Genomic DNA, 22,786 nt, shown 5'->3' with positions numbered 1-22,786 from the left:
TGCTCTAGGCCTTGTCAAAACGCATGATGCCGCCCTCGCAAGCCACGCGGATGGTATCACCGGCAACGAAGCGGCCCTCGAGAATGGCCTTGGCCAAAGGATCCTCAAGTTGTGACTGAATCGCACGCTTCAGCGGGCGCGCGCCGTAAACCGGATCAAAACCGGCCGTCGCAACCTCCGAGATCGCGCTGTCGGCCACTTCCAGCTTCAGCTCAAGCTGCGCCAGGCGCTTCTCGAGGTAACCGAGCTGAATCCTGGCGATCGACCGGATGTGCTGCTCGTCGAGCGCATGGAAAACGACCACCTCGTCGATCCGGTTGATGAACTCCGGCCGGAAGTAGGTCTTCACCTCGCCCATCACGGCCAGCTTGATCAATTGGTAATCGTCGCCAGCCATCTGCTGAATCATCTGGCTGCCCAGGTTGGAGGTCATGACCACCACCGTGTTCTTGAAATCCACCGTCCGACCGTGGCCATCCGTCATGCGGCCATCGTCGAGGACCTGCAGCAACACGTTGAAGACATCCGGGTGGGCCTTCTCGACCTCGTCGAGCAGGATCACCGAATACGGCTTGCGCCTGACCGCCTCGGTCAGGTAGCCACCCTCCTCGTAGCCGACATAACCCGGAGGCGCGCCTATCAGACGTGACACCGAGTGCTTCTCCATGAACTCGCTCATGTCGACGCGGATCAGGTGCTCGTCGGAATCGAAGAGAAAGCCGGCCAGCGCCTTGCACAGCTCGGTCTTGCCAACGCCTGTCGGGCCCAGGAAGAGGAACGAACCGTAAGGCCGGTTGGGATCGGCAAGGCCCGCGCGCGAACGGCGAATGGCATTGGCCACAAGGCGTACCGCCTCATCCTGCCCGACGACGCGCTGATGCATCCGCTCTTCCATCAGCAGCAGCTTCTCGCGTTCGCCCTGCATCATCTTCGACACCGGGATGCCGGTGGCGCGCGAAACGACCTCGGCGATCTCCTCGGTGCCGACTTCGGTGCGCAACAGCTTGTTGTGCTGGCGGCCATCGCCCGACTTCTCGGCCACCGTCAGCTGCGCCTCGAGCTGCGGCAGCTTGCCGTACTGGATTTCGGCCACCTTGTCCCATTTGTTTTCCCGCTGCAGATGTGCCAGCTCAAGCTTCAGCTTGTCGATCTCTTCCTTGATCTGTGCACTGCCCTGCACCTGAGATTTTTCGGCCTTCCAGATTTCCTCGAGGTCGTTGTACTCGCGCTCCAGCTTGACCAGTTCCTCCTCGATCAGGTGCATGCGCTTCTTCGACGCTTCATCGCGTTCCTTGCGCACCGCCTCGCGCTCGATTTTGAGCTGGATCATGCGGCGGTCGAGCTTGTCCATCACCTCCGGCTTGGAGTCGATCTCCATCTTGATCCTTGCCGCGGCTTCGTCGATCAGGTCGATGGCCTTGTCCGGCAGGAAGCGGTCGGTAATGTAGCGATGCGACAGCTCGGCGGCGGCAACGATCGCCGGGTCGGTGATATCGACACCGTGATGCAGCTCGTATTTTTCGCGCAGCCCACGGAGAATGGCGATGGTCGATTCGACCGTCGGCTCGTCGATCAGTACTTTCTGGAAGCGACGCTCGAGCGCGGCATCCTTCTCGATGTACTTGCGGTACTCGTCGAGCGTCGTTGCACCGACACAGTGCAGATCACCGCGCGCGAGCGCCGGCTTGAGCATGTTGCCGGCGTCGATCGCGCCCTCGGCCTTGCCGGCCCCGACCATGGTATGCAACTCGTCGATGAAGACGATGATCCGTCCTTCTTCCTGGGCAATCTCCTTCAGCACCGCCTTCAGACGCTCCTCGAATTCGCCGCGATACTTGGCGCCGGCGAGCAGCGCCGCCATGTCGAGGCTCAGCACCTTCTTGCCCTTGAGCGTCTCCGGAACTTCGCCATTGACGATGCGCTGCGCCAGCCCTTCGACGATCGCCGTCTTGCCGACGCCGGGTTCGCCGATCAGCACCGGGTTGTTCTTGGTGCGCCGCTGCAGGATCTGGATCGCGCGCCGGATCTCGTCGTCGCGACCGATCACCGGATCGAGCTTGCCGAGGCGCGCGCGCTCGGTGAGGTCGATGCAGTACTTGCTCAGGGACTGGCGCTGCCCCTCGGCCTCCTGACTATCAACCGCCTGACCACCGCGCACCGAAGCTACCGCCTGCTCGAGCGATTGCTTGACGAGCCCATGCTGTTTGGCCAGGCGACCGCACTCGCCCTTGTCATCGCAGAGGGCAAGCAGGAACATCTCCGAGGCGATGAACTGGTCACCCCGTTTCTGGGCTTCCTTGTCGGTGACGTTCAGCAGGTTGGTCAGATCGCGGCCGACCTGCACCTCGCCCCCGTGTCCTTGCACCTTCGGCAGACGGCCGACCGCCTGGACAAGCGCCGTCTTGAGCGCCTGCACATTGACGCCGGCGCGGGCCAGAAGCGATGCGGTCGACCCGTCTTCCTGCTGCAACAAGGCCAGCAGCAAGTGCGGCGGTTCGATGATCTGGTTGTCGTGCCCGACGGCCAGGCTCTGGGCATCGGCCAGAGCCTGCTGGAACTTGGTGGTCAGTTTGTCCAAACGCATGGCTTATCCTCGGCAAGAGTTGCTTCGATGTTGCCTATCATGGGGACGACCGGCGGAAATTCAACGATCGGACCGGATCGTTTCCGGTCTCACGACGAAACGTGACAACCGATGGCACACCTCATCCCGGCATCTCGTGCCGCGTGCTGCCAGGCAATGAGAAGATAGTCGATCCTCTTGCCACTCCGGCTGATGCCCGGCGCCACAGCGGTGATCAGGGCCGCAGCCGGGACAGGCGGCAAACAGGAGTTTTGATCGATCCGGGCGGCGTCAATCGCGCCAACGCTCGGCTGCCTGCTCGTCGGCCAGACGCGCCTCCACCCAGCGCGCGCCCGCTGCGGTGACTTCGCGCTTCCAGAAAGGGGCACGGGTTTTCAGGTAGTCCATGATGAACTCGCAGGCGGCAAAGGCTTCGCCACGGTGCGCGCTGGCAACAGCGACCAGAACGATCTGGTCGGTCGGCAGCAGACGGCCGACGCGGTGGATCAACAGCACATCGATGAGGGTCCAGCGACGCCTCGCCTCGGCGATAATTTCCTCGAGCGCCTTCTCGGTCATCCCGGGGTAGTGCTCAAGCGTCAGTTCCGACACCCCGGCGCCGTCGTTCAAGTCGCGCACCAGACCAACAAATGACGCCAGTGCGCCGATCTGTGGCTTGCCCAGACGCAGCGCGGCCAATTCGGCGCCCGGATCAAAATCAGCCGCCTGAACGCGGACCACCTTCTCAGCCTCCAGTCACTGGTGGAAAGAACGCCACTTCGTCACCAGCCCTGATCGGCGAATCAAAGCGAACCATTTCCTGATTGACCGCGCAGCGCAGGTTCCTGACCGTGGCCAGAGCCTGCCACTGGTCACCACGCGCTGCCAGAAAACACCGCAGGCTGGCGACATCCGTCACCCCGGGCGGCAGATCCAGTTGCTCGCTGCCCTGCCCGAGCGTCTCTCGCAGACTGGCAAAGTAGAGAATCTTCAGCACCATCGGCTCGCCCGCGTTAGTTCAACAAAGCCGAAAACGGCAGGAAACGCACCCTGTCCCCACGATGGATCACTTGCTGCGGCGGGTTATCGACCAGCCCGTCAGCCCACACCGCCGAGCTCAGGACGCCCGATGCCTGGTTGGGAAAGAGGTCCACACCGCCGTCGCCATTGCTTCTGGCACGCAGGAACTCGCGCCGAGCGTCAGGCCGCAACCAGTCAAAATCGGCGCGCAGCAGATAAGCGGGGGGACTGACCTCGCGCACACCCTGCATCTTCAACAACAAGGGTCGCACCAGCATCAGGAAAGTGACAAGACATGAGACCGGGTTCCCCGGCAAACCGATCAGCGGCACTTCGCGCCCGGGCGAGGTGAGGTGGCCAAAAGCCAGCGGTTTGCCGGGCTTGATGGCGATCTTCCACATCTCCAGGCGACCCTCGAGTTCGACAGCCGCCTTGACGTGGTCTTCCTCGCCGACGGAAACGCCACCCGAAGAGAGCACCAGGTCGTTGTCGTGAGCCGCTTCACGCAGCGCCCGACGCGTCGCAGCCAGATCATCGGCGACCTGGCCGAGGTCACGCACCACGCAACCGAGCCGCTCGAGCAAGGGGCAGAGCAGAAAGCGGTTCGCGTTGTAGATCGCCCCCGGCGGCAGCGCCTCGCCAGGCATCCGCAATTCGTCACCGGTGAACAATACGGCGACACGTAAACGCCGAAAAACCGGCAGATCGGCAATTCCCACCGAGCCTGCCTGCGCCGTGTCCTGGGGCCGCAGCCGCAGCCCAACCGAAAGAATCTCGCTCCCCGCAGCAATGTCACTACCGGCGCGGCGAATGTGCTCACCGACTCGCGGCAGATGATTGATCAACACGGAATCGGCAGCGTGTTGGCAGAGTTCCTGCATCACGACCGCGTCAGCGCCGGCCGGGATCGGCGCGCCGGTGAAGATGCGTGCAGTGGTGCCCGGCTGCAGCCTGGTGCCGACACTGCCCGCCACAATCCGCTGCGAAACCGGCAGGCAGCTCGCCAACTGCGGCACATCCGCAACCGCGAGCGCATAGCCGTCCATGGCCGAGTTGTCGAGTGGCGGGGCATCGACCGCCGCCGCCTGCGCGCGTGCCAGCACGCGCCCGGCGGCAGCCAGGGTCGGCAGCGAGCGTACTTCCGAAACTGTTTGCGCGCCATCCAGCAGGCGAGACAGCGCCTCGTCAAAGGTCAGCATGCATCTTTCTCCCAGGTTGAACAGTAATCGAGGATAAAGCGGACAATCGCATCCGTATCATTCAGATCCAGCCACACCCTATCGGCCGGCAGGTTCGCCGGCCGCGCCTGATCGGAGGCAACCGCGACGATGTGCGAAAGCCCGGGCCACAGCGGTGGCTTGCCATTGGCTGGCCGATACACTTCCAGTTGTGGAATCGCCTCGTGCTTGAAGCCCTCGACCAGAACCAGATCGCAGGGCGAGAAATGTGCGGCGTACTCGGCCAGCGTCGGCTCACGAGCGCCTCGCCGCTCGTTCATCAACACCCAGCGTGCGCTGCTGGCCAGGAGCACCTCGCTGGCACCGGCCTGGCGATGGCGAAAAGAGTCCTTCCCCGGCTGGTCGACATCAAAGTTGTGGTGCGCGTGCTTGAGTACCGAGACGCGCAGACCGAGCGACGTGATGCGCGGCAGCAATCTTTCCATCAGCGTTGTCTTGCCCGAACCGGAGTAACCGGCAATGCCGAACAGCTTCATCTGCAGCTTCCTGCCAAACCTTGGCACGGCACCGGAAAAACCGCAGCAAAGCCGCCGCCGGGAGTCCGGAAATTGGTCGTCTGACCACGGTACAGACGCGCCGACACCAGTTGCACGGCGCCACGATAAACGTAGTTGCGCAGATCGACCTTGAAGTCCTGCTCGACGCCGTCGACCAGCAGGCGCCGCAGCGATGGCTGAACCACTGCCTGCGCCACGTAGCCACCACGCGACACCTCCTCGAAAACGCGCCGGGTCACCTTGTCGCCACGATAGGTTGCCCTGCTGCCAAAACCAGCCACCGGCTTGAAAAACCACTGCCTGCGACTGGCCCAGAAGGCCTCGGCCTGCGCCGGAAGCACTTGCTCGGTGCGTGGAATGCTGCTTGACAGGAGCAGGCGCTCGTCCTCATTCAAGCCGATTTCTCGCAGCCAGCAGTCATCGCCAAGGGCTGCCAGATTGCGCTTGTCGGCAAACAGCGCATGCGTCTGCGGATGCGGCGTGAGGACCACGGCATCGGCCAGGTAGGCGGCCCGCAGCGCAGCGTGCTGCGGCTCTTCAAGGGCAAAGTCGGTGAGTCGATTGTAGACCAGGTCGATCACCTGCCCGCGGCAGTGCAGACGCTCCCCGTCGAAGGAGAGCTCGGCCGGGTCGGCCACCATGGCGCCAATACCGTTCGCCTCGAACAACTGGCGAAAGAGTTCGAATTCTGGCGCCAGGTATTGCTCGCCCGGCCGCTGATCGACAATCACGATGTGCGCCAGCGGCCGCAGGGCCGCAGCGGATCGGGCCAGATGCCATTCCTCGCGAAACATGGCGACCAATGCCGCGTCGACCGGAGTCTGCGCCGGCATCATGCTGGCGACCGGCGCGCAGCAGGCCCGCTGCGCGCGCAACAGGCGCGCGTTCAACAGCGCCCCGCCCGCATTCGAGTTGATCTCGATCAACTGCGGGCCGTCAGGGCCGAGATGGAAGTCGTAACCCAGAAAGACGCCGGCGGCTCCGGGCGAGTAGCGAGCTACCGGCGGCGCATAGGCGAGAACCCGTTCGCGATAGGCGGGCAAGCTCACGACCTTTTCGAGCACAGCGATAATCCGCGCCATGCGCGCGAGATTCGCCTCGCTGACAAAGACCACGCTATTCGCAAACAGATGGGGTCGGGTCGCCAGCACCTCGGCGTGTGACACCGTGCCCTCGCCCTCTTCGAGCGCCCGTTTCAACGATTCGTGGTCAACGGAGATACAGACGCAATCACGATTGATCAGGTCGGCTGCAACGCGGCGGTCGGCCGCCAGCAAGCCGGATAAGGACGCAGGAAGATCTGTGTCCATGCGATCTAGGCAACCGGTCCGCTGGCAAAAAAAGCCAGCGCGTCAGCAAGGTCGCGCGTTCTCTTCATCGGTGGCAGGCTGCGCCAGATATGTTTGCCGTAGGGCTTGCTGATCAGCCGCGGGTCGCAGATCATCAGGACGCCGCGGTCGGTTTCGTCACGGATCAGGCGGCCTGCGCCCTGCTTGACGTTGATCACCGCACGTGGCAACTGGTACTCCATGAAGGCATTGCGACCGGCGCTCTTCAGCTTCTCGATGCGCGCCGAGAGCACCGGGTCATCCGGTGGCGCAAACGGCAACTTGTCGATCACCACCAGCGACAGCGCTTCGCCACGCACATCGACGCCCTCCCAGAAACTCTGACTGCCGATCAGAATGGCGTTGCCCAGTCGGCGAAAACGTTCGAGCAACTCGTTCTTGCTGCGTTCTCCCTGCAATAACAGGGGCAAGTCGAGCCCGTCACGTTGCAGCCACTCGGCGAGCAGCTCGTGCGTTCGACGCATCGCACGCAGGGAAGTACACAGAAAGAACGCCCTGCCACCGCTCGCCTTGAGCACCGGCAATGCCGCCTTGACCACCGCCTCGGTATAGCCGGCACTGTTCGGATCGGGCAGATTCCGCGGCGCGTACAGCAGGGCCTGCCGCGGGTAGTCGAAGGGACTCTCCCAACGCGCCGAGCAGGCGTCTCCCAGTCCCATCTCGCCGCAGTAGTGCGCAAAATCGTTCTGCACGGCGAGGGTTGCCGAAGTGAATATCCAGGCCCGCGGGTGTCCGCTCATCTGCTTCTGCATGATCTCTGCGATCGCCAGCGGCGTGGCATTGAGCTGCAGCGCGTGCGTATAGGTCTCGCCCCAGCGGACGAAGTCGGCATTGGCCCCGCTCTGCCAGGACTGCAGGCGGGTCAACAAGTCGCTCGCACGCCGCCAGCAGTTCTCGAGCCCTTCGGCGCGCTGTGCCTGCGTCTCGAGCAACGATGCCAGGGCTTCGAGGTCGGCGATCACCGCGGCCAGCGCACTCGCAAAGCCGGGCAGCGCTTCGAGCTGGACCAGCGCGTAGCGTGCAGGATCCACCGGCAAGGCCAGACGCAAGTCGCGAACGGCCTTTTCGAGCACGCGACACAACCTGGGCAGATCAAGGCAGTCCCGCGCCGAGGCCACCCCTTCGAGTTGCGCATCGCGTGCCAGTTCAAGCAGCTGCGCGGTGGACACGCTGTCGCCAAAAAACAGGCTGGCGACTTCGGGCAACTGATGGGCTTCATCAAAAATCACGGTGTTACAGGCCGGCAAAAGCTCTGCCGTGCCCTCGTCGCGGAGCATCACGTCAGCGAAAAAGAGGTGATGGTTGACCACCACCAGATCGGCTGCCAGTGCCTCGCGACGAGCGGCCAGCACGAAGCACTCCTTGTGGTTCGGACAGTCCTGACCAAGGCAGTTGTCACGCGTCGAGGTGACCATCGCCCACACCGTCGCGTTCTCAGGGACATCAGCGCACTCCGCCTTGTCACCGCTGCGTGTCTTGCGGGCGAACCGGGCGATCCGTTGCGCATGAGATGCGTCGTCACGGGAAAGGAAACGGCCGTCAGCCAGCGAACGCGCGAGGTGATAGTGGCAAAGGTAGTTGGCTCGCCCCTTGAGCAGCGCCACCTTGACCGGCGACTTGAGCGCCTGACGGATGGTGGGGATATCGCGCGTGAAGAGCTGGTCCTGCAGGTTGCGGGTACCGGTCGACACGATGACCTTTCCACCCGCAAGCAGCGCCGGCACCAGATAAGCATAGGTCTTGCCGGTGCCGGTGCCGGCCTCGGCGACCAGCACGCGATTGTCGGCCATCGCAGCAGCGATGCGCTCGGCGAGCTCAAGCTGCTGGCTGCGCAGGCGATAGCCGGGAACACCGGCCGCCAGCGGCCCATCTGCAGAAAAGACGTCGGAAAGCAAGGCGGTCATTGGCGGTTCGTCGGAGCCAACGGGAATCCTAACAGAAGCGGGCACGGCCAACCCACCCACCGCCGGAATCGACAACAAAATAGACGGTCAAGTCGATGCATCTCCGCCTCAAGAATGACAGCCGGTGCTGCAGGCACTTCGTCGACAGCGAGTCCAGGCGGCGTCTCGTCGGCGACCGGGATACACGCCCACCAGTCCGTGCCGCGAGCCCTAAGGCTCTGACAAAGCCACATCGCAGGCTTTGACGATCGGCGTGACGGTGACGGCCACATCAAGCTCGTGCGCGTCGCCCCCAAGAATGACGCCGCGCAGTGGTGAGACGTCGGCGAAATCGCGCCCCCAGGCCAGCGTGATGTGCTGGGTGTCTGGCAGCAGGTTGTTGGTCGGGTCGAAGTCCACCCAGCGGCCGCCTTCCAGTTCCGGGCAATACACCGAAACCCAGGCGTGTGAGGCATCAGCACCCACCATTCGGGGTTGGCCTGGTGGCGGATGGGTGAGCAGATAGCCGCTGACATAGCGCGCAGCGAGACCCTTTGAGCGCAGGCAGGATAGCATCAGGTGGGCGAAGTCCTGGCAGACACCACGCTTTTCGGCCAGCACCTTGAGCACCGGTGTAGCGACGGTGGTCGCCTCGGGATCGAACTCGAACTCGTTGTAGATGCGGCTCATCAGCGCCTGCACGGCCTCAAGCACCGGCCGCCCGGGCGTAAAGCACGGTTGCGCGTAGGCGGCAAACTCGTGCTTCACACGCACATAGGGCGACTCGAACTGGAAGCAACCGGCGTCGAGCAACACCGGCCGCGAGCCGTAAGCCAGCGCCTCGCGTACCGACTCCCACGCCGGCGACGCTCTCAGGTAGCCAGGTGTCGTCGACTGCGGCTGCCTGGCCTGGCCAGCAGTGATCGCCGGCGTACAAGCGCCCAGGGCAAGCAGTGCGTCAGCCGGCAAATGCGGCAAGACGTCAATCGTGCTCTCGGCGCGAACGGAAAGGCTGTCGTGGGGAAACTCGATGGCGAGCTCCATGACCGGATTACCGAAGCAGTCCAGGCGCTCGCGCACCGCGGTCACCGTCGGGTCGACGGTGATCTGGTGCGCCAGGCAGCGCTGCCATGCGCAGTCTCTCGGCGTCAGATGCAACAGCTGACGCGACAGAGACACCGGGCTCTCGTAACTGTAAATCGTCTCGTGAACAATATGATAGCGGGCTGGGAGCAGGTTCACGGCGATCACGAGGCGAGAGTGTAGCGGCTGACATCGCCGACATGGCTGAAAAAACGCATCGCCAGACGATCCGAAAGCGCCGCCGCAGCGAGGGAAATCTCCCCCAGCATGACCGCCAGATCAACGCAGGGATCGCAACCGCGGCAGTCGGTAAAACTCTGGCCCTCGAAACGCCCGAGGTCAAAGCTCTGCAGGCGTGCCCCAGCCGAACGCAGGGCTTCGTCACGGGGACCGCCGAGCAGGCGCGTCAGATTGTCCAGGTAACGGACCAGGATCTGCAGTTGAAAGGCGACCGAATGCGGGTTGCCTTCGTCAAAAACGATCAGGTCCAGCGCCGGCAGGACCTGTGGCTGGATCATGTAGCGCGAGCGGTAGGTGATGATGCTGTCGGTCAGCTCCAGCAACCACTCGAGGCTGCCGGCAGCGCGTGCCGACTCCAGGCGGAGAAAGCCGGAAACCGCGTTGGCAAGGAAGACGAGGCGTTCGATGCGCCGGCCGATCATCAGAAAACGCCAGCCGTCGTCGCGGGTCATGTTGTCCATCGCGAAGCCGGCCAGCGACGAGGAAGTCAGCAGGACCTGATCGAGAAAGGCGAGCGCCTCGCCGAGCTCGGGCTGAGCGACCTCGGTCATGCCTTCGCTGTAACGTTGCAGTTGGTGTTGCAGACGGTTGATCGCATGCCAGTTGTCGAGCGAGAAGCGCTCGCGTACCTGGGTTGCCACCCACAGCAGGCGGCGGATGTCGCCGGCCAGACCGTCACCCCACTCCTTGCTGCAAATGGCGCTGAGCATCTGCTTTTCGCGCGACCAGTCGGCAGCCACAGCTTTGGCCTTGGTGGCACTGTTGGCTTCGGCCTCCGCGCTTGGCAGCAGTTGCAGGACACGGCAGAGGTCGACGGCCGAGATGAGGGCCGGCAGTGTGTCGACGCCGGCATCGACCAGGCGTGAAAGCGCGACGCGCAAGAGGCGGGAAGTCTTGTCACAGCGTTCGGCGTAGCGGCCAAACCAGTACAGGCTTTCGACCACCCGCGAGGACAGGTTGCGGCCACCACGCACCAGGTCGGCCTTGCCAACCGAATGCTTGAGCAGGCTGAAGGTATTGACCGCCTGATCCGTCAACACCCAGGTGTCCTTGCTCGAACCGCCGCGCTGCATGGAGATGACTCGCGCATTGGAGACGGCAGAGACGCGCGTCAGTCCCCCCGGCATGACCACATGGCCACCCGGGGTGGCGGCGACAAAGACGCGCAGGCCCACGCCGCGCGGCAATAGACGCCGGGCATGGGTCGTGCTCCACGCCGGCGCCTGCGAGAAATTCACCAGCTCCTGCGCGACATAGGCCTGCGGCCTGGCGCGCAGGCGGGCAATCATCGCTTCGCGTTTGCTGCCGGTCAGCTCATTGCCGAAAATCGGATCGAAACGCTGCGAGGGGTAGGAACCCTTGATCACCAGTTCGTCGAGGTGGTCGATGGTGAACTCCAGCGCCGCCTGCTCGCCACACCACCATGTCGCCACCGAAGGCATCTTCAGCGGCTCGCCGAGCAGCTTCTCGCAGATACCGGGCAGGAAGCCGGGCAGCGCCGCCGACTCGAGCAGGCCACTGCCGAGCGCATTGGCAACCAGGACATTGCCCGCGCGTACCGCCTGCAGCAGGCCGGGAACGCCGAGCGCCGAATCGCCGCGCAGTTCAAGCGGATCGCAGTAATCGTCGTCGAGTCGCCGCAGGATGGCGTGCACGCGGCGCAAGCCGCTCAGCGTCCGCAGGTAAACGCACTCGCCGCGCACCGTCAGATCGTGTCCCTCGACCAGTGGAAAACCCAGATAGCGCGCCAGATAAGCGTGCTCGAAATAGGTTTCGTTGTAGGGACCCGGCGTCAACAGAACGATCAGCGGTGCTTCGCTGGTCGGCGCCGCCCAGTAGGCCAGGCTGTCCTGCAGCTCGCGGAAAAACGAGGCGAGGTGCTGGACATGCAGATCGCGAAACTGCTCGGGAAAAACCCGGCCAATGATGGTTCGGTTCTCGAGGGCATAACCCGCACCGGAGGGCGCCTGCGTGCGGTCGGCAATCACCCACCAGCGCCCATCAGGCGAACGCGCAAGATCGGCCGCGTAGAGGTGCAGCCAGGTTTCGCCAGGCTGCTGGACAGCCTGGCACGGCCAGAGAAAATTGTTGTGACCAAACACCAGTGCCGGCGGCAGGCTGCCGTCCTTGAGCAGATCCTGCGGGCCATAGAGGTCCTTCAGCACGGCATTGAGCAAACGGGCCCGCTGCGTTACGGCGCTGGCCAGTTCCTGCCACTCGACAGGTGACAGGATCAGCGGCAGCGGATCGAGCTCCCAGGGCCTATCTGCTCCCTTGGGATCGGCGTAGACATTGTAGGTGACACCGTTCTCGAGGATTCGCCGGCGCACATAATCGAGCCGGTGCCGCATCTGCTCGGGCGTTGCCGCGTCAAGGTGGGCAACGAAGGGTTGCCACGACGCGCGAACGCTGCCATCCTCGGCGAGCATTTCGTCGAAGCGGTCGGTTTTCTTCAGGTAACTCGAAAGCAGGGAACGCGGCATGAACGAAACAGGCGCGGGAGTTCTTCCCGCGCCGAGTGTTTTCAGGATCGCCGCAAGTCTAGCGTAAACGGGAAGCCAGCATTGGCTGGCGTGGGTTGCACGTCGATCACACCAGGCGTATGGCCGAAGGGAATGAAGCGCGCAAGGCGGCGGCCTTCGGCCTCGTTGGCATTGACCGGGTAGCGGTCGGGGTTGCGCCCGCCGGGATGTTCGACGTGATATTGGCAACCACCGAGCGAGCGCCTCATCCACGTGTCGACCAGATCGAAGACCAGTGGGGCATGCACGCCAATCGTCGGATGCAGCGCCGAGGGCGGGTTCCACGCCCGGTAGCGGACGCCGGAGACAAACTCGCCAACCTTGCCGGTCGCGCGCAGCGGCAAAGCGCGGCCGTTGCAACTAACGAGGTAACGATCGCTGGCCATGCCGCTCACCTTGATCTGCACGCGCTCGAGCGACGAGTCGACGTAGCGTGCCGTGCCGCCGATCGCCCCCTCCTCGCCCATCACATGCCACGGTTCGAGCGCGTGTCGCAGTTCCAGGTCGATGCCCTGTGCCGAAATGCTGCCGTGCACCGGAAAACGGAACTCGAAATGCGGCGCAAACCACACGCTCTCGAGCGGATAGCCGGCAGCACGCATCTCGGCAATGACGTCGTCGAAGTCCTGCTGGACGAAGTGGGGCAGCATGAAGCGGTCGTGTAGCTCGGTCCCCCAGCGGACCAGCCGCTCCGGCGCGTACGGCGAGCGCCAGAAGCGCGCGATCAATGCCCGCAGCAGCAGTTGCTGGGCCAACGACATGCGTGCATGCGGCGGCATTTCGAAAGCGCGCATCTCGAGCAGTCCGAGGCGGCCGGTCGGGCCGTCGGGTGAGTAGAGCTTGTCGATACAGAACTCCGCGCGATGCGTGTTGCCGGTCGAGTCAATCAGCAGGTTGCGCAGCACGCGGTCGATGACCCAGGGCGCGACGCACTCACGGCCATCGCCTGACGGCGGCGGGAACTGGCTGAAAGCGATCTCGAGTTCATACACCGAATCATTGCGTGCCTCATCGACGCGCGGCGACTGACTGGTCGGGCCAATGAACAGGCCCGAAAAAAGATACGACAGCGACGGGTGGTTGTGCCAGTAACTGATCAGGCTGCGCAACAGGTCAGGGCGGCGGAGGAATGGCGAGTCGAGGGCGGTGGCCCCACCGAAAACGAAATGGTTGCCGCCGCCGGTGCCCGTATGGCGGCCGTCGAGCATGAACTTCTCGGTGCACAAGCGCGACAGGTGCGCCGCCTCATAGAGATGCGTCGTCCTTTCCACCAGTTCATCCCAGGTGGCAGACGGCTGAATGTTGACTTCGATCACCCCGGGGTCGGGGGTGACACGGAAGTTGGTCAGTCGTGGATCGGACGGCGGCTCGTAACCTTCGACAATGATCGGCGAGGCGAGCGCCTCGGCAGTGGCTTCGACGGCTGCCACCAGTTCGAGATAGTCGTCGAGCGTTTCGGTCGGCGGCATGAAGATATACAACACGCCGTTGCGGGCTTGCGCCGAAACGGACGTACGCGTCACGGCTGCCGCCGGTGTCGTCACCGGCAGGAGTCGAGCGCCACCTTCTTCGCCGACGTGCGTCAACGCGTCCGACAGTCGTTCGAGCGCCCGCTCGGCGAAATGCTCGCCGGTGACGGCGGCCTGCTCGGCAGCCAGGCTCTCGCTGTGGCTGATGACTACCTGAGCCCTGATCTCGGCATGCGGACGCAGCGGCGGGAAAGCCTGCGTCGGATCGGGTGCGTGGATGTAGGGATAGTCCTCTTTGGCCACCCAGGGCTGTGAGTCTAGCGGCAAGCGATAACCGATCGGTGAATCGCCCGGCACCAGGTAGCAGCGACCACTGCGCAGGAACCACTGGCCGCTCCGCCAGCCAGTCTGGGGATCGCGCTTCAGTGGCAGGACATAGCCGACCACCTTGTCGAGTCCCTGACGAAAAACCTTCGCCAAGCGCTCGCGTTCAAGCGGGTCATCGAGGCGGGAACGAAAGGGGTCCACGTTGGCTGGCAGACGGTGCTCACGCCAGAGGTAGTAGAAAACATCCTCGCAGGCCGGAAAAACATGCTTCGGGTTGACCGCCAGCCGCTCGGCGAGCTGGTGCAGGAAGCGCCCGGCGAGAACGTCATCGGCGCCGTAGTCGCGGGTCTCGTCGGCATACAGCGCGGGATTGTTCCACACCGGCTGGCCGTCGCGCCGCCAGTAGCAGTTCAGTGACCAGCGCGGCAGTTGCTCGCCCGGATACCACTTGCCCTGACCGAAGTGCTGCAACCCCTGCGGCGCATACTTCTCACGCAGACGGTGAAAGACTTCCGCTGCCCGCGTCCGCTTGGTCGGCCCGAGGGCATCGATGTTCCATTCCGCACCGTCATGGTCGTCGATCGAGACAAAGGTCGGTTCACCGCCCATCGTCAGACGGACGTCGCCGCCAGCCAGCTCGGCATCGATCTGATGGCCCAGCGCCTCGATTGCCGACCACTGCTCCTCGCTGTACGGCCGGGTCACCCGCGGCGCCTCCCAAACGCGTTCGATCTTCATGTGGTGCTCGAATTCGCATTCGCAGGCCTCGGTGAAGCCCGTGATCGGTGCTGCCGACGACGGTTGCGGCGAGCACGCCAGCGGGATGTGCCCCTCGCCGGCGAACAGGCCCGAGGTCGGGTCGAGGCCAATCCAGCCAGCTCCCGGCAGGTACACCTCGCACCAGGCGTGCAAATCGGTGAAGTCATGATCGGTGCCGGAAGGCCCGTCGAGCGACTTCACGTCGGGTACCAACTGGATCAGATAGCCGGAAACGAAGCGTGCTGCCAGCCCCAGATGACGCAGCACCTGCACCAGCAGCCAGGCCGAATCACGGCACGAGCCACGCGCCAGTTCGAGGGTCTCCTCAGGTGTCTGGACGCCAGGCTCAAGCCGGATGACATAGCCGACCGCACGTTGTACCTGCTGATTGAGGTCGACCAGAAAGTCGACGCTGGCCCGGGGTGCCGAGGGCACCGTATCCAGGAAACCTCGCAGGAGGGGCGTCAGCGGCAGGCGGTGCAGGTAGGGTTCGAGCTCTTCCTGTTGCCAGTCCTGGTACTGAAAAGGGAATGTCGCGGCATAGGGCTCGGGAAAGAAGTCGAACGGGTTGATCACCGACATGCTGACCACCAGGTCGACTTCGACACAGAACTCGCGCGTCTTCTCCGGAAACACGAGGCGCGCCAGGTAGTTCGCTTGCGGATCCTGCTGCCAGTTGATGAAATGTTGCGCCGGGGTGACCTTCAGCGAGTAGCTGAGGATGGGCGTACGCGAGTGCGGTGCCGGCCGCAGGCGAACCACCTGTGGCGAAAGCGCAATCAGACGGTCGTAACGGTAGCGAGTACGGTGATTGAGGGCAACATGAATGGACACGGTCAGCTCCGGAGCAAAAGATCACGATATGATGATAGCAAGAATCGGTCCACGAAAACAGAGCCCGCCATTTAGCCGAAATTTCGGCATTGCACGCCCGTGCACCATGCTGGTGCACGGGCCGTGACAACTCAGATCTGCAAGTTGCTTCAGCAAGTCGGTTTCCAGCCTGACACGGCTGGTGCTTTCCTCGAGATGCCCGCCGCTGATCAGGAAGGTGTCTTCGACCCGCTCACCCAGCGTGGCAATCTTGGCCGTATGCAGGCTGGCGCCATGTCCGGCCAGTTCTCGCGCAACAATGAAGAGCAAGCCCGGGCGATCCGCGGCGACAACGGTCAGCACAAACAACTTCCCGGTCTCGTCGGCTTCGAGACTGACCAGCGGCTGGATGCTGACCAGCGGTTGAATCGGGAAGTGCCTGACCTGCCGTGAAATGCGCCCGTTTGCGGGCACATCCGGAGGTGCCTGGTGCGCCAGTCGATCGCCAAGTTCGTGCTCGACGTAGCTGATCATTTCACGGTCGCCGTCACGACCACTGACGTCAAGCAGCATGAAGGTGTCGAGGGCGTAGCCGTGCAGCGTGGTGTGGATCCTGGCGTCGACGATGCTGTAGCCGGCACGGCTGAAAAATCCGACCATGCGCAGAAAGAGGTCCGCCTGATCGAGCGTGTACACCATCACTTCCAGGCCCTCGCCAAGCGGATTGAGGCGCGCCCTGACCACCGGCTGGTCGGTGTCGATGCGATCGTGCAGCGCGCGCGCGTGCCAGGCGATTTCCTCGGCCGATTGACGCAGGAAATACACCGTATCGAGCTGCTCCCACAGAGCTTCGTGCGCGGCTTCTGGCAACGCGAAATAGCGCATCAGACGTTGCGCTTCCCGCTGTCTCTGCGCGATGGCGCCGCCGGTCATCAGCGTCGCGTCACTCGACAGCAGGCAGCGACGGGTCGCCCTGAACAGTTGTTCGAGCAGCTGCCCCTTCCAGGTATTCCAGACCTTCGGGCTGGTGCCGCGGATATCGGCCACGGTCAGCAGATAGAGTGCGATCAGATGACGTTCGTCGCCGACAATGCGGGCGAAATCGCCCACCACGGCAGGGTCGGAAAGGTCCTGCTTCTGCGCCACGCGGGACATCAGGAGATGCTGGCGAACCAGCCAGACGATCAGTTCGGTGTCTTCAGCGGCCACCCCGTGATCCGCACAAAACGCCTGTGCGTCGATCGCTCCGAGCTCGGAATGATCACCGCCACGCCCCTTGGCGATATCGTGAAACAGGGCCGCAATGTAAAGGATCCAGGGATCGCCGAAATCGCTGATCAGGCGACTGCAGAACGGGTACTCGTGCGCGAACTCCGCCATCGCAAAGCGGCGCAGGTTGCGCACCACCTGCAGAATGTGCTGATCGACGGTATAGACGTGGAACAGATCGTGCTGCATTTGGCCAACAATGCGTCCGAAGCCAGGCAGATAGCGACCGAGAACGCCGGACTGGTTCATCCGCCGGAAGACCTGCAGCAGCCGATGCTCCTGCTTGAAAATGGCCAGGAAGCGCGTGCGGTTCTCCGGATCGCGGCGGAATTCGTCGTCGATCAGCTGGCGCGCGCGCCACAGAGCGCGTTGAGCGCGCGCAGTCATCCCCTTCAGTTCAGCATGTTCCTGGAGAAGCAGAAAGGCCTCGAGAATGGCCGCAGGTCTTGCGTTGAACACCTCCTCATCGATCACGTCGAGAAACTCGTGCACATTCTGGAAGCGCTCATTGATTGGCTGCGGCGGCTCATCGGGAGGTGGAAACAGCGCCGCGCCAATGTTCTGCAGCAGGATGGCGTTGATCTGGGTGACGGTCTTGGCTGTCCGGTAGTATTGCTGCATCAGTTGCTCGCTGGACCGGCGCGTGGCCGTGGCAGCGAAACCGAGTTGCTCGGCGAGTGCCGTCTGGTACTCGAAGAGCAGGCGATCTTCCCGGCGCCCGGCTTGCAGGTGGAGCTGCGTACGCAGCAGACGCAGGAAGGCCTCGCAGGTTTCGAGGACTCGCCCCTCCTCGTCGGTGATGAAGCCGCGCTGCTCGAGATCCTTCCAGCACTTGCCGTAGCCCGCTGCCTGAGCAATCCACAGGATCAGCTGCAGATCGCGCAGTCCCCCGGGCCCGTCCTTGCAGTTCGCTTCCAGGCTGTAGGGCGTGTCGCTGAAGCGCTGATGACGGTCTTCCTGCTCCACCCGCTTGGTCTGGAAAAAAACGCGTGCGTCCAGACTGCCCTTGACAATCGACGAGAAGCCTGCAAAGAGCCTGGCACTGCCGGTCAGCAGGCGGGATTCGATCATCGCTGTCTGAACCGTGATGTCGCCGGCAGCTTCCTCCAGACACTGCTCGATGGTGCGCACGCTGTGGCCGATTTCGAGGCCAATGTCCCAGAAGAGGCAGACCAGTTGCTCGAGTTGCGCGGCCAGCAAGCTGTCGGCCTGCTCCGGTAGCAGGATCAGCAGATCGACGTCCGACGCCGGGTACAGCTCGCCTCGACCGTAACCACCGACTGCAATCAGCGCGAGCGAAGGCGGCATGGCCAGTTCGTGCCAGAGTTTGCAGAGGACTTCGTCAATCAAGCGGCAGCGTTGGTGCAGCAGTCGCGCGGCATCACGCTCGGCGAGATACTGCTCGCGGATCACCCGCTGTCCATCCTGCAGGCGGGTCTTCAAGGACTCGGTCAAGGCCTGGCGCGCGACGACCTCGGTCTTCATCGCCGTCCGCCGGCTGGCGCCACTCGATAGGCGCGCAGGAGGGGCACGAAGGCTGTCGGCGCCAGCCAGTGCCTGGCCAACCAGGACCAGTGCCGCACGCTGCCTCGCATCAGCAGCCAGGGCCAGGCAAACAAAGGGTAGGTGGCCAAGCGCTCCTGTTCGAGCAGATCGAGCAGGATCTGTAGCGCAGCGCCCCAATAACAGGAGCTGCCTCGCTCGCCGGTCATCAATTCCGCCTGACAAGTCGCTTGCTGCCACAGCGCTTCGGCGCGGCTGTCACTCACGCCGGCCCTGTGGGCAAGCCAGGGAAGCACCATCGGTAGTTTCATCTCGTACTCCGCTGATCAATCAACAAGGCCCGCAAATGCGGGTCGGGCTACTCTCTCAGGCCGGACCGTGCAGTGCCGCCTGGCGCCTGATCGAATGGGTTTCAACCACCTCAAGCAAGATTCGTGCAAGGCTGGCTTCCGCTTGGTATGTGTTTTGCTTGGATTCAGGCGAAGCGTGCCGTGATCGATTGCGGCTGAGCACCGGGAGGAAAGTGCTGCCACTTGCAGCAGCCGTCGCCGAGAGCAGCCGGGAGCCGGGCAGGAGAACGGATCCCGGAGCAGCAATGGGCACAAGGCCGGTGCGCCAGGTTGGCGCCAAGCCCCAAAAGGGGGCGGCGATCATCCTGCCAGCCATGCGGGAAGGCGCGCAGGCCGAAGGCGGAGAGAGGCTGCGCAGCTTCAAGCTTGAAAGAGCCGTACTGCTGTCAAAACATCTGGAGAGGAGCGAAACCATGGCTACCGAACGCAAGGCCACCTTGACCGTACCCGGGGAGACTCCCGTGCATTTCCCGGTCATCGTGCCAACGCACGGCCGGGATTGTCTCGATATTCGTACGCTGGGCACGAGGACCGGGCGCTTCGCTTACGACTCGGGCTTCGAGTCGACCGCGAGTTGCAAGTCGAAAATCACCTTCATTGATGGCCAGCAGGGTGAGCTTCTTTATCGCGGCTATCCGGTCGAGCAGCTTGCCAGGCATTGCGACTTTCTCGAGGTCGCCTGTCTGCTGAAGAATGGCGAGCTGCCAGACACCCGGCAGAAGCAGGCGTTTGACGCTGCGATCCGAAAGAATGCCCCGGTACACGAGCAGATGGTCAAGTTTTACCAGGGCTTCCGGCGAGATGCCCGACCGATGTCGGTCATGGTTGGCGTGGTCGGCGCCTTGTCGGCCTTCCATCATGAAGCAGCGGATTTCTCCGATGCCGAGGAACGTAACCTCAGCTTCCATCGCATTGTGGCCAGGATGCCGACGATTGTCGCCATGGCCTACAAGTACTCGATCGGCGAGCCCTTCATGAGCCCGCGCCACGATCTCGGCTACGCCGCCAACTTTCTCTACATGATGTTCGCCACCCCCCGCGAAGCCTTCCGACCGAACCCGGTCCTCGTGCGCGCGCTCGACAGGCTGCTCATAGTGCACGCCGAATACGGGCAGGATGCCTCGACGTCGACCGTGCGCATGGCTGGTTCATCGGGTGCCAATCCGTTCGCCTGCGTTTCCGCAGCCATCGCCAGCCTCTCCGGCCCGGCGCATGGCGGGGCCAGCGAGGCCTGCCTGGCGCAGCTGGCGGCAATCGGCGACGTCTCGTGCGTCGCGCAGTTCGTCGCCCGCGCCAGAGACGAGAGCGACAGCTTCCGGCTGACGGGCTTCGGCCCCTCGGTGTACAGCAGCTTCGATCCGCGGGCAAAGCTGCTGCGCGAAGTGTGCGACGAGATCCTGCCCGAACTCGGGCTGGAGGATCATCGCCTCTTCAAGGTGGCCAGGGCACTTGAAAAAGTTGCGCTCGAGGATCCCTATTTCGTCGAGCACAAACTCTACCCAAACGTCGACTTCTATTCCGGCATCCTGCAGAAGGCACTCGGCATTCCACCCTCAATGTTCGCCTGCACCCTCGCCCTCGCCCGCACGCCTGGCTGGATGGCACACTGGGAAGAAATGCTGGACGATGCGGAATTCAAGATCGCCCGCCCGCGCCAGCTCTACACCGGTGTGAGCAGGCGTCACCTGATGGCGTTGTCGCCTTCCAGAAACGGCTGAAGAACCGTCATTGCCGCATGCGCCGACGGAGCAGGAGCAGGCTGGTCAGCGAGCGGTCCGGGCAGCAGGCGGCCAGTCGGGTGATAGCGGCACCCACCAGGGGAGGCCCCACTCGCCGTCGGCGACGATCCGCCTACTTGAAGACCATCGTTTCGACACGTTCGGGGATCTCGGGCAAGGCGCCAACGCGCGGTGACTGCCCACGCAATACCGAGTTGCCCTCAAACAGGGTGCGCTGGTCTATGGGCGCGGGCGCCAGCCAGTGCGACTCAAGCATCTGGCCGCTCTGCCCGTAGGCGGCGAGCGCGTTGCCGTAGCACGTCGCCTCCACGTCCTGCTGCGGGATGCCGCGCTCGAGCATGAGCCGCGCGGTCTTCGGCACCGCCAGCGGATCAGAGACACCCCAGTCGGCACTGGAGTCAACGAAGATGCGCTCGGATCCATACTGACGAACGATCTCGACCATCCGTTCGTTGCCCATCTTGGTATTGGGATAGATCGTGAAACCGGCCCAGAAGCCGCGGTCGAGCACGTCGCGCACGGTCTCCTCGTTGTTGTGGTCGATGATCACCCGCCCGGGAGCCATGCCCATCTCGATCGCCACGTCCATGCTGCGGATCGTGCCGGACTTCTTGTCCCGGTGCGGCGTGTGCACCATCACGAGCATGTCGAACTCGCAGGCAAGTGCAAGCTGGGCACGGTAGTACTTGTCCTCGCTCACCGTCTGGTCGTCGTAGCCGATCTCGCCGACGGCAACCACGCCCTCCTTGGCCAGGTAGCGCGGCAGGATATCCATCACCTGTTCGGCGAGCGCCTCGTTATTGGCCTCCTTGCTGTTCAGTCCGATGGTGCAGTAGTGACGGATGCCGAACTGCGAGGCGCGGAAGCGCTCCCAGCCGACGATGCTCGACAGATAGTCGATGTAGCTACCGACGCTGGTACGCGGCTGCCCAAGCCAGAAGGCGGGTTCGATGACAGCGACGATGCCGGCGGCGACCATACGTTCGTAGTCGTCCGTGGTGCGTGCCGCCATGTGGATATGCGGGTCGATGAAACGCATCGCTCTTCTCCCTTGGGTCAGTTGAACTCGAGTGCGGATTTCCAGTCGATGCCGCGCGCCGCCACGGCGTCACGCAATGCGGCATGGCGATCGAGGAGGTGGCGGGCTTCGGGATCGGAGGCGCTGCGCAAGGCGAGCACGGCAGCGGCGCGCTCGGGCGGCGTGCCCGTCTCCAGCACCCGTCCAAGGTCCGCGAGCAACGGACCCGACGCGAATGGACCCACGCACCGCCACAGTTCCGGGCTCACCTGCCGGCCGGCGGACCAGCGTTCATGCGCGTAGTCGCCGAGCATGCGCGCCAGGGTGGCATTGGCCCGGCTGTCCAGACCGACGATCGGGGCAAGCGTACTGCCGACGAAGAGCGCCTTCAGCACCATCTGGTTCCAGGCATCTTCCGGCAGCTGCTCGGCAGGATAGGGATTGCGGTGTGCGACCGCCTCGAACACCACCTTCATATTGGTGCGCAGGCCTTCGGCCGCGCGCAGGCGATGGCGGGGCGGATCCGGGTAGATCGGCAAGCCGCAGTAAAACGCCACCAGTTCGTCCAGATCCGCTGTGGCGCAAAGTTGGTCAAGGCGGCGCACAAAGGTGTCGCTATCGGTCGCCGCCGCGAGCAGCAAGCGGATGCGTGCGGCCTGGTCGACTGTCCATGGCGCCGGATCCCAGCCCGGCCGCGCCTTCTCGGCGACGGCCAGCGCCGCCGCATCGAGCGCCAATGGCGCCTTTCCGAGCTTGCGGGAAGCCAGGCTGATGCAGCGGAACAGGTCGCGATCCGTGCCCCCGCCCTTCAGCGTCGCCACGGATTCGCGCAACCATTGCGCACTTGCCGCGTCGAGACGCTGATCCAGCCAATGCTGCAACGCTGCCTCAGGGGTCATGCCATCGCCTCCCGCCTTTCCATGAACCGCTTGTCAATGCTACGGCCGCAAACACGTGATCCAGCCAGCAGTTGCTTCGCCACCGCGGCGGGCACGGGCCCGTTCGCGAGCAGGCCGGATGCCGTCATGATGCACGGCGGCCGGCTCTCCAACCGAAAAATAGAAAATCAAACCGCAGCGGCAAGAGTATATGAGCCCCGATCGAGCGGCGTCAATCTCGCATTTGGCCCCCGGAACCTCTGCAA

The 22,786-nt window shown here is 63.7% G+C and carries 14 protein-coding genes and 1 pseudogene; 1 reads left to right on the top strand and 14 read right to left on the bottom strand.

Annotated features, from left to right (window positions below; translation table 11 throughout):
- Nucleotides 1-4: 4 nt before the first annotated feature.
- The 12 genes and pseudogenes from clpB to V5B44_RS18375 form a co-directional block, all read right to left on the bottom strand.
- Nucleotides 5-2,584 (bottom strand): ATP-dependent chaperone ClpB, encoded by a 2,580-nt coding sequence (clpB, locus tag V5B44_RS18430; protein ID WP_332360461.1) that lies wholly within the window; start codon nucleotides 2,582-2,584, stop codon nucleotides 5-7.
- A 270-nt stretch (nucleotides 2,585-2,854) separates the two neighbouring features.
- Nucleotides 2,855-3,304 (bottom strand): molybdopterin synthase catalytic subunit MoaE, encoded by a 450-nt coding sequence (gene moaE, locus V5B44_RS18425; RefSeq protein ID WP_332360460.1) that lies wholly within the window; start codon nucleotides 3,302-3,304, stop codon nucleotides 2,855-2,857.
- Nucleotides 3,305-3,308: 4 nt separating this feature from the next.
- On the bottom strand, nucleotides 3,309-3,563 hold the full coding sequence (gene moaD, locus V5B44_RS18420; protein WP_034909059.1) for a molybdopterin converting factor subunit 1: 255 nt from the start codon (nucleotides 3,561-3,563) through the stop codon (nucleotides 3,309-3,311).
- Nucleotides 3,564-3,576: 13 nt separating this feature from the next.
- Nucleotides 3,577-4,782, bottom strand: coding sequence for a molybdopterin molybdotransferase MoeA (locus V5B44_RS18415; protein WP_332360458.1), 1,206 nt, complete (start codon nucleotides 4,780-4,782; stop codon nucleotides 3,577-3,579).
- Entirely contained in the window at nucleotides 4,776-5,297 is a 522-nt protein-coding gene (gene mobB, locus V5B44_RS18410; RefSeq protein WP_332360456.1) for a molybdopterin-guanine dinucleotide biosynthesis protein B, read from the bottom strand. The genes V5B44_RS18415 and mobB overlap by 7 nt, the downstream gene beginning before the upstream one ends.
- Entirely contained in the window at nucleotides 5,294-6,628 is a 1,335-nt protein-coding gene (locus V5B44_RS18405) for a hypothetical protein (RefSeq protein WP_332360454.1), read from the bottom strand. Before V5B44_RS18405 ends, mobB begins: the two co-directional genes overlap by 4 nt.
- A 5-nt stretch (nucleotides 6,629-6,633) precedes the next feature.
- Entirely contained in the window at nucleotides 6,634-8,571 is a 1,938-nt protein-coding gene (locus V5B44_RS18400) for an ATP-dependent DNA helicase (RefSeq protein ID WP_332360453.1), read from the bottom strand.
- A gap of 210 nt (nucleotides 8,572-8,781) precedes the next feature.
- A complete protein-coding gene (locus tag V5B44_RS18395) occupies nucleotides 8,782-9,786 on the bottom strand; it encodes a transglutaminase family protein (RefSeq protein ID WP_332360772.1) in 1,005 nt (334 codons plus the stop codon).
- A gap of 11 nt (nucleotides 9,787-9,797) precedes the next feature.
- The gene (locus tag V5B44_RS18390) at nucleotides 9,798-12,356 is read right to left on the bottom strand and encodes a circularly permuted type 2 ATP-grasp protein (RefSeq protein WP_332360452.1); all 2,559 of its coding nucleotides are present in this window, start codon (nucleotides 12,354-12,356) and stop codon (nucleotides 9,798-9,800) included.
- Between the two features lie 41 nt (nucleotides 12,357-12,397).
- Nucleotides 12,398-15,784, bottom strand: a complete 3,387-nt coding sequence (locus V5B44_RS18385; RefSeq protein ID WP_332360450.1) for a DUF2126 domain-containing protein — start codon at nucleotides 15,782-15,784, stop codon at nucleotides 12,398-12,400.
- 138 nt (nucleotides 15,785-15,922) lie between these two features.
- A pseudogene (locus V5B44_RS18380) lies at nucleotides 15,923-18,517 on the bottom strand ([protein-PII] uridylyltransferase); the annotation flags it as partial.
- Nucleotides 18,514-18,846 carry a hypothetical protein gene (locus V5B44_RS18375; protein WP_332360447.1) on the bottom strand — a complete coding sequence of 111 codons (333 nt, stop codon included), beginning with the start codon at nucleotides 18,844-18,846 and terminating at the stop codon, nucleotides 18,514-18,516. The pseudogene V5B44_RS18380 and the gene V5B44_RS18375, both read right to left, overlap by 4 nt.
- Nucleotides 18,847-19,298: 452 nt before the next feature.
- Between V5B44_RS18375 and gltA the strand changes: the two genes are divergently transcribed.
- A complete protein-coding gene (gltA, locus tag V5B44_RS18370; RefSeq protein WP_332360771.1) occupies nucleotides 19,299-20,603 on the top strand; it encodes a citrate synthase in 1,305 nt (434 codons plus the stop codon).
- 133 nt (nucleotides 20,604-20,736) lie between these two features.
- Here gltA and V5B44_RS18365 read toward each other — a convergent pair whose 3' ends face one another.
- The gene (locus V5B44_RS18365) at nucleotides 20,737-21,663 is read right to left on the bottom strand and encodes a TatD family hydrolase (RefSeq protein WP_332360446.1); all 927 of its coding nucleotides are present in this window, start codon (nucleotides 21,661-21,663) and stop codon (nucleotides 20,737-20,739) included.
- Nucleotides 21,664-21,680: 17 nt separating this feature from the next.
- The gene (locus V5B44_RS18360; RefSeq protein WP_332360445.1) at nucleotides 21,681-22,463 is read right to left on the bottom strand and encodes an EboA domain-containing protein; all 783 of its coding nucleotides are present in this window, start codon (nucleotides 22,461-22,463) and stop codon (nucleotides 21,681-21,683) included.
- Nucleotides 22,464-22,786: the final 323 nt, after the last annotated feature.

It is taken from the genome of Candidatus Accumulibacter necessarius (genome assembly GCF_036625085.1).
This window is presented reverse-complemented; position numbering and strand designations above follow the sequence as displayed.